Below are 18,555 nucleotides of genomic sequence, written 5' to 3' on the forward strand. Positions count from 1 at the left end.
TGAGAGCATATTTTATATACACTCTAATCATCCATACATATCTAATTTCAGCGATTTTCAGTCAGTTGTTTAATTTTTATCAAAAATAAAAGGACCAAAAGGTAAAATTGCTGCAACTAAGCCCAAATTAAAAATACATAACGACCACTTCATACGATAGCACACCACAAAGAGCATCGCTAAAAAGAGTAAAAACAACACGTAACGACTGAATATTCATTATGTTCCTCTAGTTAACTTTGGCGTGCTAACAAGAATTGAGAAATTTCAACAAGTTCTTTAGCATCATCCCCGAAATATGCTAATGCTTCAAAAGCTTGATCGTGTAAAGTTTGAGCATAAGCCTGAGCTTGAGCCAATCCCATCAATGCAGGATAAGTAGATTTTTGCACTTGCTCGTCTTTACCCGCAGTTTTACCTAAAATTTCAGTGCTTGCTGTAATATCTAAAATATCATCTTGAACCTGAAAAGCTAAACCAATGCTTTGCCCAAATTGGCGTAGTTTAGGAATTGCTTGATCTGTCCCAGTAAAGATAGTCACTGCACCCATCATGATCGCAGCTTGAATCAATGCACCCGTTTTATTACGGTGAATATTTTCTAATTCAGTTTGATCAACTTGTTTACCTTCAGCTTGTAAATCAAGCACCTGTCCGCAAACCATTTTAGAGCTTGCTGTCGCCAAAATCTGCATTTGTTTTAAGACAATGGCTGCATCTGTACCTTGACCTTGTTCATCAAACAAACGGCTGCCCAATATCTCAAATGCCATGGACTGTAAAATATCACCAGCCAATAGTGCAGTATCTTCGCCAAATGCTACATGACAAGTTGGTTGACCTCGACGTAACAAATCATTATCCATACACGGCAAATCATCATGTGCTAAGGAATAACAATGTATTAACTCAATTGCAACGGCAGCACGACGGGCCGCTGCAAAATTATGATTTGGCAATAAAGCTGCTGTTGCATAACATAATGCAGGACGAACACGCTTGCCGCCCAACATTACTGCATGATGAACGGCTGACTTTAAAGGTTCAGGAATAGAAAATGCAGCCAATGCTGTCAATAAATCTTGTTGAATACGTTGTTGAGATTGTTGTAAAACATCCGCATTAACTTGAGAAATAGATGACACGATTGCCTCGGGAAATTTTAATGAAAGGATCAACCGACAAAAACTTGCCAGAATGACAACATCATAACATTATTTATTTAGAGAAATTGTTTTTGTGTTTTTAATAACTTTAAAATAATAAAGCCTTCAAACGAAGGCTTTATTCATAAAATCAAATCAGCATTTAGAAAGTATCACCCGGCACACGTACCCAACCTTCCATCAATACACGTGCACTACGACTCATAATCGCTTTTTTGACAGCCCACTTCCCATCAATTAACTCGGCTTGAGCACCGACACGTAAAGTGCCTGATGGATGACCAAAACGAACTGCTTCACGCTCGCCACCACCTGCTGCTAAATTCACTAAAGTACCCGGAATTGCGGCTGCCGTTCCAATCGCCACGGCTGCTGTCCCCATCATGGCATGATGTAGCTTACCCATAGACAATGCACGTACCAATAAATCAACATCTGATACTTCAACAGTTTTGCCACTTGAAGAAGTATAGCTTTTAGGTTCTGAAACAAAAGCGATTTTAGGTGTATGCTGACGTGCTGCTGCTTCTGAAATATCTTTGATCAAGCCCATCTGAACTGCACCATATGCGCGAATTTTTTCAAAACGTGCTAAGGCTGCGGCATCCCCATTAATATGATCTTGTAATTCTATTCCTTGATAGCCAATATCTTCAGCATTCAAGAAAATAGTTGGAATACCTGCGTTAATAAATGTCGCTTGGAATGTTCCAACATCAGGCACAACCAATTGATCAACAACATTTCCTGTAGGGAACATATCCCCACCCTCTTCACCATCATCAGCAGGGTCTAAAAATTCAATTTGCACCTCTGCTGCAGGGAAAGTCACTCCATCTAATTCAAAATCACCTGTTTCTTGAACCTGACCATTAGTTACTGGGACATGTGCAATAATGGTTTTTTGAATATTCTTTTGCCAAATGCGTACCGTACAAATCCCATTTTCAGGAATACGATCTGCATCGACCAAACCATTAGAAATCGCAAATGAACCGACTGCTGCTGTCAAGTTGCCACAGTTACCACTCCAATCTACAAAAGCTTGATCAATTGAAACTTGTCCAAATAAATAGTCGACATCGTGCTCTGGCTCGGCACTTTTTGCCAAGATCACAGTTTTACTGGTACTTGAAGTTGCACCGCCCATACCATCAATCTGTTTACCATAAGGATCTGGACTTCCTATAACTCGTAGCAAGAGCAAGTCACGTGCCTTTCCTGCAACTTGTGCGGCTTCAGGTAAATCATTGAGATTGAAAAAGACACCTTTACTCGTGCCACCACGCATGTAGGTTGCAGGGACTTTAATTTGTGGTACTGAACTCATGTCAATTTCATCCTTTTATCATGTTCTTGGTGCAAGTGAATGTGAGCTTAAATTATCGTAGAGTCATCTGAAATGCCATACGACTATACGATTAAAGCAAAACGGAATAGATAAAGCACATCGTATATATTGAGTAAAGTTGAATAACTCAACAATGGCACGAAAATAAACAACTGCTGTTTAAAAAACAAAAGTTTGATTTAAATGTCTAAAATACCACCACCACCTAGTTTACCATTCGTTCAAATATATGATTTTAAATAACTTTTAAAAACTACTTTCCAGTCATAGCCAAGCTGTACTTTTACTAGGCTAAAACTTTGCAATCTATTAGAATATTCCACTTATTCCTCGTCGAGCTCAGTCCTTTGAACAACGATTCTTCTCAACTTCAGCGTGGACTAAAAAACCGCCATATCCAGCTCATTGCTATGGGTGGAGCTATTGGTACGGGCTTATTTTTAGGTTCTGCGCAAGTCATCCAGTCTGCTGGACCATCAATTATTTTGGGTTACGCAATCGGTGGTTTGATTGCATTTCTCATCATGCGCCAATTAGGTGAAATGATTGTCGAAGAACCTGTCGCTGGTTCATTTAGTCATTTTGCTTATCAATATTGGGGGAAGTTTCCAGGATTCTTATCAGGTTGGAATTATTGGGTACTATATATCCTTGTTGCGATGAGTGAACTGACTGCGGTTGCAAAATACATTAACTACTGGTGGCCTCATATTGCGGCTTGGCAATCAGTGTTATTTTTCTTTGTCATTATTACGGCAATTAATTTAACTAACGTTAAATTATATGGTGAATCAGAGTTTTGGTTAGCTATCATTAAAGTCACAGCTGTTGTCGCTATGATTTTATTTGGTTTGTTTTTACTTTTCACAGCAGATGCGAATTCAACAGCCTCTTTTAGTAACCTTTGGTCACATGGTGGATTCTTTCCAAACGGTTTTGATGGTTTGTTTTACATGCTTGCCTTTATTATGTTTGCTTTCGGTGGAATCGAACTGATTGGTATGGCTGCGGCAGAAGCGAATGATCCAAAGAAAACCATTCCAAAAGCAATTAATCAAGTTGTTGTGCGTATTTTGGTTTTCTATGTTGGCTCATTAGCGATTCTCCTTTCACTTGTGCCTTGGAACCAACTGGATTTAGGTGGTTTAGACAAAAGTCCATTTGTGATGATTTTTAGTCAAATGGGAATTGGTTGGGCGGCTCATTTACTTAACTTCATTATCTTAACAGCAGCTTTATCTGTATATAACAGCGGTATGTTTGCCAATAGCCGTATGCTTTTCGGTTTAGCACAACAAGGGAATGCGCCTAAAGTTTTCGCTAAAGTAAATAAACAAGGTGTACCGATTCCTGCTGTTTTATTATCTGCTTTATTGATTTTTGGTTGCGTACTGTTGAACTATTTTGTTCCAGAAGATGCCTTAGGTCATTTGATGTATGTGGTGGTTGGCGCTCTAGTGCTTAACTGGGCGATGATCAGCTTAACTCATTTAAAATTCAAAGCGATGGTCAAGGAAAAGAATTTAAAAACGAGTTTCCCTGCGTTATGGTCACCAATCAGTAACTACTTAGTCTTAGTTTTCATTGCAGTCGTACTGTACATCATGTGGCAACAAGGTTTCAAAGAATCTGTGCTGATGATCCCAATCTGGATTGTATTGATGTTTGTGCTATATAAAGCTTTAAATCTTAAAGCGAAAGATTAAATATCTGATCAAATTCATCAAAAAGTGATTGCTTAGGCAATCACTTTTTTGTTTATAATCATAAAATTATGCGCTTATAGCTTAACTGGATAGAGCAGTTGCCTCCTAAGCGACCGACGTGGGTTCGAGTCCCGCTGAGCGCACCATTTTGTGGTTTAGTTTGATCTACAACACTCCAAACCAATATTAAAAATATATAAAATTCAACTGTTTAATAAAATTAAAATCTAAATAAGTCTAGAGAACTCCAACTTAATGCGTGTTTCTTTGCGGTAATTTTTACGGTAAGATCTATTACCAAAGAAAATCCTACCGTAAAAATGCCAAAAATCGTTATACCACTTACAGATACCAAGATTAAAACTATCAAAGCAGATATTACGAAAGTACAGAAACTTTCCGACGGTAATGGTTTATTTCTGATTATCTCTAAGACTGGGGATAAGAGCTGGAGATTTGATTACTCACGCCCCTATACCAAGAAGAGAAATTCCTTAAGCTTTGGTTCATACCCTACAGTCTCTTTAGCAGATGCAAGAATTAGACGTGAAGAAGCCCGTACCCTTCTCTCTCAAAATATCGACCCACATGTTGAAAAGGCTAGAATTAAGAATGAGATATTAAGTACGAATAATAATAATTTCCAAAATATTACAAATGAATGGATGGCAAAGCAAGACTTTGCTGAATCAACAATTAAAGGACAACAACGCTTATTAGACGTAATTAATCAGCATATTGGAAAAATCCCAGTCCATGAAATTAAAGCTATGGATATCCTTAAAGTTTGTCGGATTTACGAAAAAGAAGGAAAATTAGAAACTGCTAAAAAGGTCAAAGTGAAATGTGGTCAAGTTCTGCGCTATGCAGTTTCAACAGGATTATGTGATCGCGATGTTACTCAAGACTTAAAAGGTGCGATATCCCCACCCAAAGTGACACATATGGCAGCTTTGATTGAGCCTAAAGATTTTGCCTTGCTCTTACAAGATATTGATCACTATGAGGGTTCAGTAGTCACCCAATATGCTCTTCGTATTGCGCCCCTAGTTTTTGTTCGCCCAGGCGAATTAAGACATGCCAAATGGCAAGATATCGACCTTGAAAAAGGTTTGTGGAGTTACACCCCTCCCAAAACAAAATCAAAGACAGGAGTTCAGCATATTGTCCCTCTATCAACTCAAGTCATTCATTTACTTTCTGAACTTGCTCGAATAACAAAAGCTAAGAGTGAGTATGTATTTTCAGCAACGACTTCCAACTTAAAGCCGATGTCTGAAAATACCATCAATCAAGCTTTACGTCGCTTAGGCTATACCAGTGAACAAGCATGTGGACATGGCTTCCGTGCTTCTGCTCGTACAATTTTAGAAGAGGTCTTAGAATTTCCAATTGAACTGATTGAGCAACAACTGGCACATCAAGTAAAAGATATGCATGGTCGTGCGTATAACCGTACCAAGCATTTAGAGAAAAGAAAAATCATGATGCAGAGATGGGCGGATTATTGTGGAGAAATAAAGAAGATTACAGAATAGTTTTTGGAATATTACTAATTCAATAACCTGATTCGAAAGTTGATAACTATTAAAAATATACCAAACCATAATTTTAATCGTTTATTTTAAGATACTATCAATGCAAGGACACTTATACAGGGTCATCTCCCCCTAAAAAATAAAAGGATCTAAAAGTAGAATTTTCTATTACAGTATAGGTAGGAGATTCTGCATGAAAGCATCTAAATTCACTGAAAGTAGAGGTTCTTTATTGTACCAATATTAAAATCTATTAACCTTTATTTTGACTGAGATCATCCAACGTAACTAATTTTTCTTAAATGTATTTTAGCTGAATACATTGTCAGCCAAAAAATATTTTTTGACTATTTACTGCTTTCATAAGCTTGCAATAATCACAAAGTTATTTAAATAAAATAACAATAATAACCCCATGTTTTCACTTGAATTATATATAAAATCCATGTTGTTAATGCCACCTTTTTTATTGCATAATAAAAAAACAATCTCATTCAGTGCAATGGTGGCAACAATAATGGATAAAAGTCAGGAAAGTTACCTTGGTCAACAACTTCAACAAGCCAATCAAGCACTGGAGGCAGCAGCAAAAGAAGTCAATACATCTAAAGAGCAAGCATTTCAGTACTATTCAGATGTTGAAACAGCTGTACAGGATGTAGAACTCACAATTCACACACTTGTACAAAATAGAATTGATCAAGTTCTAACTCAAGCTCGAAAAGAATGTATTGGATTAGGATTAAGCTTACGCCCCTTATTTATCAATCAAAAATTTGTGATTATGCTTTGGATTGGCCTAATATTAGTTATCCCTTTTCTGATTGGATTTTTAATTAGTAGTAAATTTTTAGGTTATCTTATTGCTATTGGACTTTATGTTTTTCTATCCAAAAAAAGTATACAAATCGCTGCTACCAAAAAAAGCCAAAACACAATTGATGCCATTCAGTCTTTAAAGCAGTACTCCTTTTCTTTTATGCATTTTACTGAAAAGGAAAGTGGTGATAGCGCTTATCCTTATGATGTGGTTAGAGCACCTTGGCCCAATAAAGATGTGTTTTCCTCATGGCGTATTAATAACGAATTTGGTCCACTGTTTGGAGCAGATTTTATTGTATTTCATCCCTTGAATATGCCTATAGACTCTGAAAACATTCATATGGTCTTATCAATGCCTAAGAATGATCGGAAAGCTGCCCTAATCCCGATCAAAGCAGGAGCAATACAACAAAGTATTTGGAGTATTCAAAAAGCATTCTTGCAAGAAGTTGCTTCAAAACTAGAAAACTATGTCAAACCAATTCAAGTTTTTTCTGAATATGCTGAAATTTGGGCTAAAGACCATAAATATTACAATACCTTACAACAACGATTAAAGACCTTATCAACTGTGGTTGAGGAATGGTCAGATATTGCGATTGAAGAAGAAACTTTAGATAGAATTTTAAAACTCGTAGATTTGTTCATTTCAGATCGAAAACCCACGCCTAAAGGTATTTTACTTTACGGCCCTCCTGGAACAGGTAAAACATTAATAGCTCGTAAATTACAAAAGCATGCAAATTGCCATTTTGAAGCAGTCAATATTTCTGACCTAAAAGCAGGATATATTGGTCAAACTGCACCCAAAGTCAAAGCGTTATGGCAACGATGCCGAGACAATGCACCTACAATTTTATTTATTGATGAATGCGAGAGTACGTTTGCTCGTCGAGGTGGAGCTGATACGGATGCTTTTGGCAATGAATTAGTACAAACCTTCCTCTCTGAATGGGATGGTTTTAATCAAGATGCAGGTAAAGTCTTTGTGGTTGCTGCAACGAATCGTAAGGATATTATTGATAATGCTATTCTTTCACGATTTACAACAACAATCGAGATTGGTCTACCAAATGGCAAAGCACGCAAACGAATTTTAGAGAATGAATTTGCCCAAGCCGACATGCAGTTTAAAGTTAATGATGATATTGTGCATGAAACAGCAGGTATGTCAGGGCGTGATTTACATACATTGATTGCCTCCTTAGTTGCAGAAAGCCTTAACCGTGACTTGAATGCAGATATGTTACTTGAACATATCCGTAAAATTCGAGGAAAAGGCTCAACAAATGTAAAAGCAATGACATGGGATGATATTGTTTTACCAAATTCAACGATGTCGGAATTTCAAAATTTAGGTAAAGAACTTCGTAATGCTGAAAAACTTGCTGAATTAGGTATTTCTACCCCAAAAGGTATTTTACTTTACGGCCCACCAGGGACAGGTAAAACCCAAATTGCACGCGTACTCGCAAGCCAATCAGGCCTATCCTTCATTGGTGCAACAACATCAGATTTAAAAGCAAATTACATTGGACAGTCTGGTAGCAAAGTAAAACAATTATTTGAACAAGCCCGTTCTCAAGCCCCTTGTATTCTTTTTATCGATGAAATTGATATTGTGGCTGGAGCACGTAATGGGTCAAATGACAGCTTTATTCAAGAAATTGTAGGGCAAATGCTACAAGAGTTAGATGGTATTGCAACCAAAGAAGGGCAAGTCTTTTTATTAGCAGCAAGTAACTACCCTGAAAATATTGATAGTGCTTTAATGTCTCGTTTAGAACGAAAGATCGAGATTGGCTTACCGAATGAATTCGCCCGCTCGCAAATCATTGCAAATATTTTACGGAAAAAACCAACTAATTTTGATGTTGAAACCATTGCGATACAGCTTGCAAAACAAACTGAAAATTATTCAGGTCGTGATTTAAACTCATTGATCACACGTGCAACACGTCATGCAGTTAATCGAGCTTTACAAACGGGGGATGATATTGAAAATACCAAAATTATCGAACAGGACTTATTTAACAATATTGAAACAGTATTGTAGAAGAGTTTTAAACCTGATCTAGAATGGATCACCTATTTAAAAGAAGAGAGAAATCTCTTCTTTTTTTAGTTCTTAAATTTAAATTCAGCCCAACACATTATTCTTCAATCTAAAAGACCTAACTCTATGACAATCTATTTCTAAACAGCCATGCGGCTAAAGGTAAAGTTATCACTGCCAATACAAACATAGGCGCAAAATCCCATTTCACTTGTGAAAAGGTCGCGCCCTCTAGATAAACTCTTTGCACAAGGTCAATACCGAAACGTAATGGGTTAGCATAAGTTGCTAATTCCAAAATATGTGGCATATTTTGGACAGGAGTTAAAAGCCCTGACAATAACATTAATGGCATAATCAAAAAGAAAGTAAACAACATTGATTGCTGCATGTTCAATGAAATTGCAGAAATAGATAAACCAACACCGACGATAGCAACATTAAAGCACAGCAGCCCAAAATAGAGTAAGAGCAGCGAGCCATTCATGGGAATTTGGAACCAAAACATGATAATGACCAGAATAATTGTAGACTGCATCAGCCCTACAAAAATTGGAGGGAGTGCTTTCCCAATCATGATGTGAATAGGTGTATATGGCGTAACTAACAATTGATCGAAGGTTCCCTGCTCTCTTTCTCTAGCAACAGATAAAGAAGATAACAATAGGGTTTGCATCATACTTAGAGCTGCAATTAAAGAGGGCATCATTCCCCATCTCGATTCCTGATTTGGGTTATACCAAGTACGTGTTTCAATATTGATCGTGGAAGCTACACCTAAGCGCTCTTGATTGACTTTTGCAACGACATTATTGATATATGAACCTGCCATTCCTGCCGTAGAAGAATTCCGTCCATCTAAAATCACTTGTATCGCAGAAACATCTCCCCGATTCAATTTGTCCTCAAAATCAGCAGGAATCGTAATCACAGCCAATGCTTGTCGATCATCTATCACTTGCTTGATTTGTGTATTATTTTCCAAAGTAACAGTTCGGTTAAATATGCCAGAACCATCTAGGTGAGATAGAAATTGCTGAGATACTTGCCCTTTACTTTGGTCTAGGACAGCATAATCAACATGATTCACATCATAACTAGCAGCATAGCCAAACAATAAAGCTTGCATCAAAGCAGGAACAAATAAAATTGTCCTATTTGCTGGATCGCTAAAGATGGTTAGAAATTCCTTTCTCACCAATACCAACAGATAACTAAACCATTCGACAACACCTTGAATCATTCGGATTACCTCAAACGTTTTTTCAATGATATACAAGACGCAACTGTAAAAACGCCCACATAGATCATTAAAATGAAGCATTCCTTGAACCATAACCCCCAATCATCCCCACCTAAAAACAAGGTTTTGATTAGTGTCATGAAATGAGTTGCAGGTAGTATTTGGCTGATCACCTGCACAATGATTGGTAAGTTTCGGGTATCAAAAACAAAGCCCGAAAGCATCAATGCAGGCATAAAACTTGCCAATAGCGCCATTTGACTCGCTTGAAACTGGCTTTTAGAAATACCAGAAATGGTTAGGCCTAATAGTAATGAAACCAGCAAATACAAAAATGATGCACTGATAATCGACAATAATGAACCACGAATTGGAACATCAAATACCAAAGAAGCAGCGAACAAACACATCACAATATCAACCATACCAATAACGATATATGGAATTAATTTTGCCAACACAATTTCTAGAGGACGCACAGGCGTAACAAATAAAGCTTCTAAAGTTCCCCGTTCACGTTCTCGGGCAATTAATAAGCCTGTCAGGAATGCACCAATTAAAGTGAGTACCAATACAATTAAACCAGGAACTAAAAACCAAGTACTATTGGCTGATTCATTAAACCACATACGTTGTTCAACAACGATTATGCCATTTGATAAGTTCATATGACTGCGATCAGCTTGAATCGTTTGAGCTGTGGTCAAAGCACCAATCACATAGCCTTGTAATGCTGAAGCCATACTCGTTGAACGACCATTGCTAATAATTTGAACATGAGCATTGTTATTGGCACTTTGCTCTGCAAAATTGGATGGCAATACAACAATCGCATCTATTTCTGCCTGCCGAATTGCCTGTTCAGCTTGATGAAAATTCTGATAAACCGTTGCTGTTATATATGGGGTTCCATTTAATCCAGTGATGAATTGATTACTTTGAGGAGTCATGTTTTGTACAACAACACCAACACGACCATTACTTAAATCAAAAGATAAACCGTAACCAAATAATAAAATTAGAATAATAGGTAAAATTAGTCCAATTGCTAGACTACTCTTATCTCGCATTAATTGATGGCTTTCTTTACGGGTTAAAGCAATCAGACGTAGGACAGATGCAGGTAATTTCATACACCATCCTCCTTAGATTGCTGAAAACGCGCTTGCTCAACAATCGCAATAAAAGCACTATTCATGTCATTTAGACCACTGTCCCCAGCCTGTATCCGAACCTGCTTGGGTGAACCTAGTGCCAACAATTTCCCAGCGTCTTGAATAGCAATACGATCACAATATTCTGCTTCTTCCATAAAATGCGTCGTGATAATGATCGTAATACCTTGATTCGCAAGTTCACCGATGGTGTACCAAAATGAACGCCTCGCCAAAGGATCAATACCACTCGTAGGCTCATCCAGAAATACAATTTCAGGTTGATGTAACAAAGCAGCAGCCATAGACAAACGTTGCTTAAAGCCATTCGGTAAATCACCACTTTTGGCATGTGGTTTTAGTTCAAAACGCTCGATGATTTCATTGATTTGTTGGTTTAATTTTTTTCCTGATAATCCATACGCACCACCAAAAAACTTTAGATTATCCAATACGGTCAAATTACTGTATAAAGAAAATTTTTGGGAGACATAGCCAATTTTTGCCCTTGCCTGCGCCCGAGCAGTACGTAAGTTCATACCCGCAACTTCTAATGTGCCACTACTAGCTGGCAACAAGCCACATAGCATCCTAAATGTGGTGGTTTTACCTGCCCCATTTGGCCCAAGCAACCCAAAAATTTCTCCTCGCCTCACTTCAAACGAGGTATTTGCCACAGCAGTAAAGTCACCAAATTTTCGAACTAAATCCTTAACGATGATAATAGGTTGTCGTTGTTCAATATCATTAACGACTGTACTTTCAATTACACTAATGTTGTTCTGTTTCAGATTATGTTTTGTTTGCTGAGCTTGATGTAAAAACCACATAAAAGCATCTTCAAGCTCTGGTTCTCGACGAGTAATTATAGAACCTTGTGGTAACTGCTTAATGCCTAATTCTGGAAAATCAGGCTTGGTTATAAATCGGACGATATCACCTTTAGGCACAGCATCCGTAATATATTGATGCATATTTAATAACTGGGTCTGTAAAATGCGTGCTTTCATATTTGTTGGAGGTTCAACCTGCCAAGTTAGACCACGCACTCGCTCACTCAACTCCCTCGGAGCACCTCGCTCTAAAATTTTTCCCTCATACATGACATAGATATCAGCGCAACGTTCAGCTTCATCCATGTATGCAGTACTTATAATGACACTCAAATTCTCCTCTTTGACTAATTGTTCAATAATGATCCATAGATCACGTCTCGATAGTGGGTCAACCCCAACACTCGGCTCATCCAATAATAATAATTCTGGTGATCGTACTAAAGTACAAGCCAATCCAAGCTTCTGCTTCATACCACCAGATAATTTACCTGCGGGTCGTTGTGTAAATTTACTTAAATCAGTAATTTCAAGTAAGCGAGCAAAACGTTGTTTGCGCTCCGCTTGTGGGACGCCATGCAAATCAGCATATAAATCTAGATTTTCTTGAATGCTTAGATCTTCATACAAACCAAAGCGTTGTGGCATATAACTAATTCGGTTTTGTACCATTTGAGGATTCTTCGCAACATCAATGCCCAATACCTCTAATGAACCTGCTGAAGGCTGATACAATCCCGCAATCAAACGTAAGAAAGTCGTTTTACCTGCCCCATCAGGCCCAACTAAAGCTGTTAGTTGTCCTGATGGAATTTGCACACTTAAATCCTCAAGCGCACAAATATCAGGGCTTTTCTTATTTTCTGCCTTAAACAGTTGCCGTAAATTATGAGCAATCACGACATGAGGAATATTATTTTGCGAGGCATTCATATGGAGATACTCAATTGACCTTAGCAATTTTCACCGTTACAGGCTGCCCCATTTTAAGCTGATCATTCGGATCATTAACATAAACACGAACCTCATAAACCAATGTGGTACGTATATCTTCAGTTTGTACCGTTTTAGGGGTAAATTCAGCAACAGATGAGATATAGCCAATTTGTCCTATAATCGGCTGATCAGGTACGGTATCTCGAATAACCTGAGCTTTAGCTCCCATCTTGATTGAACTCAAATCTTTTTCATTGGCATAGACTCGCACCCATTTTGGGTTAGTCAAAGCAAGCGTATACACTGTTTTTTGTGCTGTAGTCATATCACCGACCTCCTGTAATCTGGCTCGTACCACAGCATCGACAGGTGAACGTAACTCACTTTGAGAGATTTGATATTGAATTAAATTCAGATTGGCTTGAGTCGCCTGATATTGCGCTTTGGCTGCTGCACGGTCTTCTGCTCTTGCTCCTTTTTGTAATAATTGTAAATTAGCTTCACGCTCCTTTACGGCAGCAGCAGCAGTAGCTTGACTACTTTGTGCATAATCCAACTCCTGCTTACTCGTTGCCTGCCCTGAGGTGGTATTAATCAAAACTTGTAAACGCTGATAATCCTTTTTTGCTTTTTCAAATTGAGCCTCTGCTGAAACTAATTGTGCTTTTGCCTGAGCAATTTGTTCAGGTCGGGTTCCAACCTCTTGTGCAATGATCATCTGTTTTTGCACATTAAGCTGTGCTTCCGCTTGCTGCTCTTGAATCCTTAAGGCATCTGTTTTTATAGTTGCCAACAGCTCCCCTTTTTTCACTTTATCTCCTTCTTGTACAGAAAGAGTTTGAATCCGTCCAGCTTGTTCAAAAGCTAAAGAAACCTGTCGAATATCCACATTACCAAAGAGAGTCAGATCCTGATCTAATTTTTTATCTTTATTAATCAACCATATCGCAATTGCTAAAATAACGATGATGAAGATCAGAGTACCAGCAATCATGCGCTTTTTCATGGAATAGTCCTTTTCGACAAAACCAAAGTTTAAATTCAATTTTAATTTAAACTATATCAATTTAATAAAAAAAGCTATACTTAAAAAGTAACGTTTGATTCAGAGTAAAAAATGTCTAGAACTAGGCGAAGTGATGGTGATGTAACTAAATCGAAGATTCTAGAAGCTGCTGGAAACCTGATCGCTCAAAACGGTTTTGCTCAAACGACAAATAAAGCGATTGCTCAAATTGCTGAAGTCGATTTAGCTGCCATTAACTATCATTTTGAAGGTCGTGATGGTTTATATAAAGCCGTACTAGCCGAAGCACACACGCATTATATCAATGAACAACAGTTATTTGAGTTGGTACAAAGCTCTATTCCTCCCATAAAAAAACTTGAAATTTTCTTTGAAACACTGATTAGTAAGCTAGTCGAGAAAGATATTTGGCACAGTAAAGTTTTTATTCGTGAACTATTTTCCCCGACACCATATTTACAAGAATTTATGGCAAATGATGGGGCTAGAAAATTCCAATACGTTCGTAAAATAATTAGCCAAGTATCAGGTTTGGATGAGAATAACCCTGCTCTATTACCTTGTGTACTGAGTGTAATAGCACCGTGTATGATGCTCATTATTGCAAGTACCAATATCCCAACACCAATACAACATGTATCACAAATGAAACCAAATCAACTCGTTAAACATTTAATGACTTTTTCTATTGCTGGGCTCGAAGCGATTAAACATAATCAAGACTAAATAATGAGGTAAGAAACTTCATCGCGTAAAGTTAAGCAAACATTATAGATTAAGCGACAATAACGAAGCCCTTTCCTCTTAAAGGCGATTGGCATAGTTAAGCATAGAAAATCATGTTACTATTTATTCAGTAGTTACTTTTCAGTTTATTAATTTATCATGAGTAAAAATACCAGCCTTGACGTCTGTCCTATTGCAAGAAGCCTATCCGTTCTTGGTGATGCTTGGAGCATGTTGATATTACGCGATGCACATGCAGGATTTACACGATTTGATCAATTCCGTAAAAGCCTCGGCATTGCACCCACGATGCTCACAAAACGTTTATCTGTTTTAGTTGAGGAAGGATTACTTGAGAAACGGCAATATTCAGAGCATCCTCCACGTGAAGAATATGTATTAACTCAAGCAGGGCGAGATTTTTTACCAGTGTTATTTGTGATTGGTGCATGGGGGCGTAAACATAAACCTTATGAAAACCCTGAACAGATGCCTGTATTTATTGATGCAGAACAAGGGACTGAAATCAAACCTATTGTCATTGATCAAATCACGGGAGCTGAAATTGGCACTCGAATGATTCATCAACAAACTGGATAAAACCAAAAAGCACTCGTTCTGAGTGCTTTTTCGCTCTCAACATTAAGATGGCTCAGGATGAGGCTGAATAAAATCTACCAAACTCTGAAACCACATGACATCTACAAAGTTTCCAGTGATCACAAGATCCTATGTTCTGATGGCAGAGAGGAATGTATTTACACTATCTTTCGCTGATAACACAGCAAAGCCTGTACTACCTGTCTTAAACGTAAAAGTAAAACTAGGTGATTGGGTTTGTCCTGCATGAGAGTTTATCTTGCCGTTTTTGACTTCAAAATAACGCCCTTTACCACTTGCCGTTTGGATTTGAAATGTGACTTTTTTATCTTTCACATAGGCTGCACATTTTGGGTTGGCTTTCACAGCCCGTTGCAGTAATTTCGTCAACATCCATAGTAATAACTTAAATCTCATCATTTTATTTCTCAGTTCATCAATTTAAAAAATTAAATGCGTTGGTATTCTGATGAATTACTCATCCAGAAACTGTATTGCATGCTTGACGAAACGTTCTGGGTATTGGAACTGTGCACCATGTCCAGCATCTGGATAAATAAATAGCTGTGCATTAGGAATATTAAGCGCCATCTGATAAGCATTGATGGTTGGAATCATCACATCATCTACACCATTCAGAATAAAAGTAGGCTGTTTAATCTCGCGCAAATGAGCAAAAGGGTCTTGTTCATCAAGTTTCGGTAAAAAATGCATATTGGCTTCAATCTGAGCTTGCATTACTTCAACAGAACTTGCGGGATCTTGATCTTTGCGCTGATGGCGACGTTGCCAAAAATCATGGCCTGCTTGAATTGCAGCCTCTGACCGACCAAAGAATAAGAACAGAAAATCTTCTTCAGATGGTACAGCACTGGTTGCATGCTTTAAGACTAAAGCAGCAACATCTGGATCATCGCCTCTAGGCTTTCCACCTCGTGGCCCTGTTCCTAAAAGCATTAATTTTCTGACCAACTCAGGATGGCGACGTGCCAAATCCTGTGCCTGAAATCCTCCTAATGAGAAACCCAATACATCAACTTGTTTTAGACTTAAAGCCTGAATTACCAAAGCTGCGTCATCAGCCATATCTTCAATACGGGTACGTGGCTGACCTGTAGATGAAGCGACACCACGACCATTAAATAAAATAACCTCTCTTCCGATTGCCAATTCATCAGTAATCAATGGATCCCAGTTATCTAAACCACCACGAAAATGTTGAAGAAAAAATAAAGGAGGCTGTTCTGTCTCAGTATTCCCCCAGCGACGGTAAGCGAATGTTGTTCCATTGACGTCAATGAACTGAGTTTTAGCTGTTTGGTGTGTAATTGTGGTCATTTTCATCGTCCTAATTTTTAAATATTGGGTTGGGTCTAATTTTATTTGGCCAAGAAAGTGAGTGATTGCTTTACGAAATCTTGATGAAATTGAAAAATGCCACCATGCCCTGCATCTGAATAGATAATGAGCTTGCTATTAGGTAGGCGTTTTGCCAAGTCATAGCTATTGATTGTCGGAACCATGCGATCATGATCACCGTTGGCAACTAAGACGGGTTGTTGAATGACGGAGAGATCAACAGATTTTTTATTTCCCCATTTTTTTAATGCTTTAAGCTGGGCACGATAAGCAGAAAGGGTGATTTCCTTATCACGATTTTCACGACGTTCATTGATACGTTGCACAAATTCTTTTGCAGCAGCTTTACCATTATCTGTACGCGTAAAAAATAAATAGACTTTAGGGTCTTGGCGAGTCGCTATGCCACGGATTAAATCCCAATTCGAAACGCGTCCAACAATACTGATTCCTGTCCCACCCACAGGCCCAGTTCCAGACAAAATCATTTTTCGAATCAATTGAGGTTGCTTTAAAGCGATCTCCTGAGAAATCATCCCTCCCATAGAAAAACCAAATAAGTCGACTTGTTTAAATCCTTTCGCCTGGATAAAAGTAATTGCATCGTCTGCCATTTGTTCAATTGACTTTGCAGGTAAGCCAGTAGAAGCGCCAATACCACGATTATCAAAAATAACAACATGATGTTTCGCTGCAATTCCATCAACTATTCGTGGATCCCAATTATCTAACACAGCAGCCAAATGATTGAGAAAAATGACAGGTGTTCCTCTGTTTTCTTGACCATATTCTCTGTAGGCGAAGTTAATTCCACCAGCATTAATAAATTGGGTCGGTACATTTTTCCAATTTGTATCTAGCTGACGGATTTCAACAACTTGCTGATTGGCAACGATATTAGATGAAATCTCAGTTGCTTGAATCGATGGTGCGCTAAAAATAGAGACTACCGTTAATCCCATCGCAATTGTATTCAGTACAAAATTCACTTCTTTTAATCCTCGGATTTAATGCATTAAGCTGATTTCACTGAGTTTTATGAATTATCCCCTGTGTAAAGAGAATAAAAACAAGGTCAGTATCAATTTAATATTAACCATACATCAGCAAAAACACATTGTCACTATCTTTTTAGTAGTAACTATTTTAATTTTAGATTATGATCAAAACATCACGGTGAAATTGGTTGCCCAATCACCTACACACTACGAGTGGGAAATTTGGTATGACGAGTAAAATAGTTCTTATTACAGGTGCATCTTCTGGCATTGGTTTAGCAACGGCAGAACGATTACTTGAGTCTGGTTTTATTGTTTATGGTACGAGTAGAGATATAACTAATGCTGCTCAATATAAATTTCATCTAATTGAACTAGATGTAAATAACAATGAATCAGTCACTCATGCAGTAGAGCAAGTTCTTGAAAATGAAGGTCGAATTGATGTTTTGATCAATAATGCTGGATTTGCAATCGCACCCGCTGGTGCTGAAGAAAGTTCGATGCAACAAGCTCAAGCTATTTTTGATACCAATTTTTTTGGTGCTGTCAGAATGATCCGTGCAGTGATCCCTATTATGCGTCAACAGAAATCAGGACTTATCCTGAATATTAGTTCTATTTTAGGACTTCTGCCCATGCCGTTTGGTGCGCTTTATTCTGCGTCAAAACATGCACTTGAAGGTTATTCAGAGTCTTTGGATCATGAGCTGAGGACACAAGGGATTCGTGTTTCATTGATTGAACCTGCTTACACTAAAACGTCATTAGGCATAAACTTACTTGAAGCAGATGCAAAAATCTTAGCGTATGACCACATTCGCAAGAAGCTACATCAACAAATGATAAAATCAATAAATAAATCAGGCAGTCCTGATGTTGTTGCCCAAACTATTTTAAAAGTAATCAATAGCCCACAGATACTTTCGCGCTATACCGCAGGTAAAACTGCAAAGCGATTAAAAAACCTAAGACGATTTGCGCCTGTAAATCTCTTTGACACATTGATTCAGCGAAGTTTGAAAGTCTAACCCTTCAAT

At 38.0% G+C, this 18,555-nt stretch carries 14 protein-coding genes, 1 tRNA gene and 2 pseudogenes; 7 read left to right on the forward strand and 10 right to left on the reverse strand.

Going from position 1 to position 18,555, the window contains the following annotated elements:
- Positions 1 to 47 precede the first annotated feature (47 nt).
- The 3 genes and pseudogenes from M5121_RS05890 to prpF form a co-directional block, all read right to left on the reverse strand.
- A pseudogene (locus M5121_RS05890) lies at positions 48 to 201 on the reverse strand (DUF3817 domain-containing protein); the annotation flags it as partial.
- 32 nt (positions 202 to 233) lie between these two features.
- Entirely contained in the window at positions 234 to 1,145 is a 912-nt protein-coding gene (locus M5121_RS05895; RefSeq protein WP_249570622.1) for a polyprenyl synthetase family protein, read from the reverse strand.
- 163 nt (positions 1,146 to 1,308) lie between these two features.
- Positions 1,309 to 2,496 carry a 2-methylaconitate cis-trans isomerase PrpF gene (gene prpF, locus M5121_RS05900; RefSeq protein ID WP_249570623.1) on the reverse strand — a complete coding sequence of 396 codons (1,188 nt, stop codon included), beginning with the start codon at positions 2,494 to 2,496 and terminating at the stop codon, positions 1,309 to 1,311.
- A gap of 368 nt (positions 2,497 to 2,864) precedes the next feature.
- On the opposite strand from prpF, the gene M5121_RS05905 reads away from it, so the two are divergent.
- From M5121_RS05905 to M5121_RS05920, 4 genes are all read left to right on the forward strand, one after another.
- Positions 2,865 to 4,223 carry an amino acid permease gene (locus M5121_RS05905; protein ID WP_249570624.1) on the forward strand — a complete coding sequence of 453 codons (1,359 nt, stop codon included), beginning with the start codon at positions 2,865 to 2,867 and terminating at the stop codon, positions 4,221 to 4,223.
- A 70-nt stretch (positions 4,224 to 4,293) separates the two neighbouring features.
- Positions 4,294 to 4,369, forward strand: a tRNA-Arg gene (locus tag M5121_RS05910).
- A 174-nt stretch (positions 4,370 to 4,543) separates the two neighbouring features.
- Positions 4,544 to 5,761 carry a tyrosine-type recombinase/integrase gene (locus tag M5121_RS05915; protein WP_004908517.1) on the forward strand — a complete coding sequence of 406 codons (1,218 nt, stop codon included), beginning with the start codon at positions 4,544 to 4,546 and terminating at the stop codon, positions 5,759 to 5,761.
- 517 nt (positions 5,762 to 6,278) lie between these two features.
- Entirely contained in the window at positions 6,279 to 8,639 is a 2,361-nt protein-coding gene (locus M5121_RS05920) for an AAA family ATPase (protein ID WP_005402157.1), read from the forward strand.
- A 124-nt stretch (positions 8,640 to 8,763) separates the two neighbouring features.
- Here M5121_RS05920 and M5121_RS05925 read toward each other — a convergent pair whose 3' ends face one another.
- The 4 genes from M5121_RS05925 to M5121_RS05940 are packed head-to-tail and all read right to left on the reverse strand — an operon-like array spanning position 8,764 to position 13,811.
- The gene (locus M5121_RS05925) at positions 8,764 to 9,882 is read right to left on the reverse strand and encodes an ABC transporter permease (protein ID WP_004908521.1); all 1,119 of its coding nucleotides are present in this window, start codon (positions 9,880 to 9,882) and stop codon (positions 8,764 to 8,766) included.
- A gap of 5 nt (positions 9,883 to 9,887) precedes the next feature.
- Positions 9,888 to 11,015, reverse strand: coding sequence for an ABC transporter permease (locus M5121_RS05930; protein WP_249570625.1), 1,128 nt, complete (start codon positions 11,013 to 11,015; stop codon positions 9,888 to 9,890).
- Complete coding sequence (locus tag M5121_RS05935) at positions 11,012 to 12,802, reverse strand: ATP-binding cassette domain-containing protein (protein ID WP_249570626.1); 1,791 nt, start codon at positions 12,800 to 12,802, stop codon at positions 11,012 to 11,014. Before M5121_RS05935 ends, M5121_RS05930 begins: the two co-directional genes overlap by 4 nt.
- Positions 12,803 to 12,812: 10 nt before the next feature.
- Positions 12,813 to 13,811, reverse strand: coding sequence for an HlyD family secretion protein (locus M5121_RS05940; protein ID WP_004908530.1), 999 nt, complete (start codon positions 13,809 to 13,811; stop codon positions 12,813 to 12,815).
- Between the two features lie 111 nt (positions 13,812 to 13,922).
- Between M5121_RS05940 and M5121_RS05945 the strand changes: the two genes are divergently transcribed.
- Together M5121_RS05945 and M5121_RS05950 are read left to right on the forward strand one after the other, a co-directional pair.
- On the forward strand, positions 13,923 to 14,558 hold the full coding sequence (locus M5121_RS05945; RefSeq protein WP_004908532.1) for a TetR/AcrR family transcriptional regulator: 636 nt from the start codon (positions 13,923 to 13,925) through the stop codon (positions 14,556 to 14,558).
- A gap of 159 nt (positions 14,559 to 14,717) precedes the next feature.
- Positions 14,718 to 15,158 (forward strand): winged helix-turn-helix transcriptional regulator, encoded by a 441-nt coding sequence (locus tag M5121_RS05950; RefSeq protein ID WP_004908535.1) that lies wholly within the window; start codon positions 14,718 to 14,720, stop codon positions 15,156 to 15,158.
- Between the two features lie 42 nt (positions 15,159 to 15,200).
- On the opposite strand, the pseudogene M5121_RS05955 reads toward M5121_RS05950, so the two are convergent.
- The 3 genes and pseudogenes from M5121_RS05955 to M5121_RS05965 form a co-directional block, all read right to left on the reverse strand.
- Positions 15,201 to 15,578: pseudogene (locus M5121_RS05955) on the reverse strand (helicase).
- Between the two features lie 54 nt (positions 15,579 to 15,632).
- Complete coding sequence (locus M5121_RS05960; RefSeq protein WP_249570627.1) at positions 15,633 to 16,496, reverse strand: alpha/beta fold hydrolase; 864 nt, start codon at positions 16,494 to 16,496, stop codon at positions 15,633 to 15,635.
- Positions 16,497 to 16,537: 41 nt separating this feature from the next.
- Complete coding sequence (locus M5121_RS05965; protein WP_249570628.1) at positions 16,538 to 17,506, reverse strand: alpha/beta fold hydrolase; 969 nt, start codon at positions 17,504 to 17,506, stop codon at positions 16,538 to 16,540.
- A gap of 236 nt (positions 17,507 to 17,742) precedes the next feature.
- Between M5121_RS05965 and M5121_RS05970 the strand changes: the two genes are divergently transcribed.
- Positions 17,743 to 18,546 (forward strand): oxidoreductase, encoded by an 804-nt coding sequence (locus M5121_RS05970; RefSeq protein WP_249570629.1) that lies wholly within the window; start codon positions 17,743 to 17,745, stop codon positions 18,544 to 18,546.
- The last annotated feature ends 9 nt before the right edge of the window (positions 18,547 to 18,555 follow it).

Origin of the sequence: Acinetobacter sp. ANC5681 (assembly GCF_023488045.1) — a bacterium.
Taxonomy (GTDB): domain Bacteria; phylum Pseudomonadota; class Gammaproteobacteria; order Pseudomonadales; family Moraxellaceae; genus Acinetobacter.

Coding starts and splice junctions, on each gene's coding strand:
- prpF (WP_249570623.1), bottom strand. CDS start 2,496: ATGAGTTCAGTACCACAAATTAAAGTCCCTGCAACCTACATGCGTGGT.
- M5121_RS05915 (WP_004908517.1), top strand. CDS start 4,544: ATGCCAAAAATCGTTATACCACTTACAGATACCAAGATTAAAACTATC.
- M5121_RS05920 (WP_005402157.1), top strand. CDS start 6,279: ATGGATAAAAGTCAGGAAAGTTACCTTGGTCAACAACTTCAACAAGCC.
- M5121_RS05925 (WP_004908521.1), bottom strand. CDS start 9,882: ATGATTCAAGGTGTTGTCGAATGGTTTAGTTATCTGTTGGTATTGGTG.
- M5121_RS05930 (WP_249570625.1), bottom strand. CDS start 11,015: ATGAAATTACCTGCATCTGTCCTACGTCTGATTGCTTTAACCCGTAAA.
- M5121_RS05935 (WP_249570626.1), bottom strand. CDS start 12,802: ATGAATGCCTCGCAAAATAATATTCCTCATGTCGTGATTGCTCATAAT.
- M5121_RS05940 (WP_004908530.1), bottom strand. CDS start 13,811: ATGAAAAAGCGCATGATTGCTGGTACTCTGATCTTCATCATCGTTATT.
- M5121_RS05945 (WP_004908532.1), top strand. CDS start 13,923: ATGTCTAGAACTAGGCGAAGTGATGGTGATGTAACTAAATCGAAGATT.
- M5121_RS05950 (WP_004908535.1), top strand. CDS start 14,718: ATGAGTAAAAATACCAGCCTTGACGTCTGTCCTATTGCAAGAAGCCTA.
- M5121_RS05960 (WP_249570627.1), bottom strand. CDS start 16,496: ATGACCACAATTACACACCAAACAGCTAAAACTCAGTTCATTGACGTC.
- M5121_RS05970 (WP_249570629.1), top strand. CDS start 17,743: ATGACGAGTAAAATAGTTCTTATTACAGGTGCATCTTCTGGCATTGGT.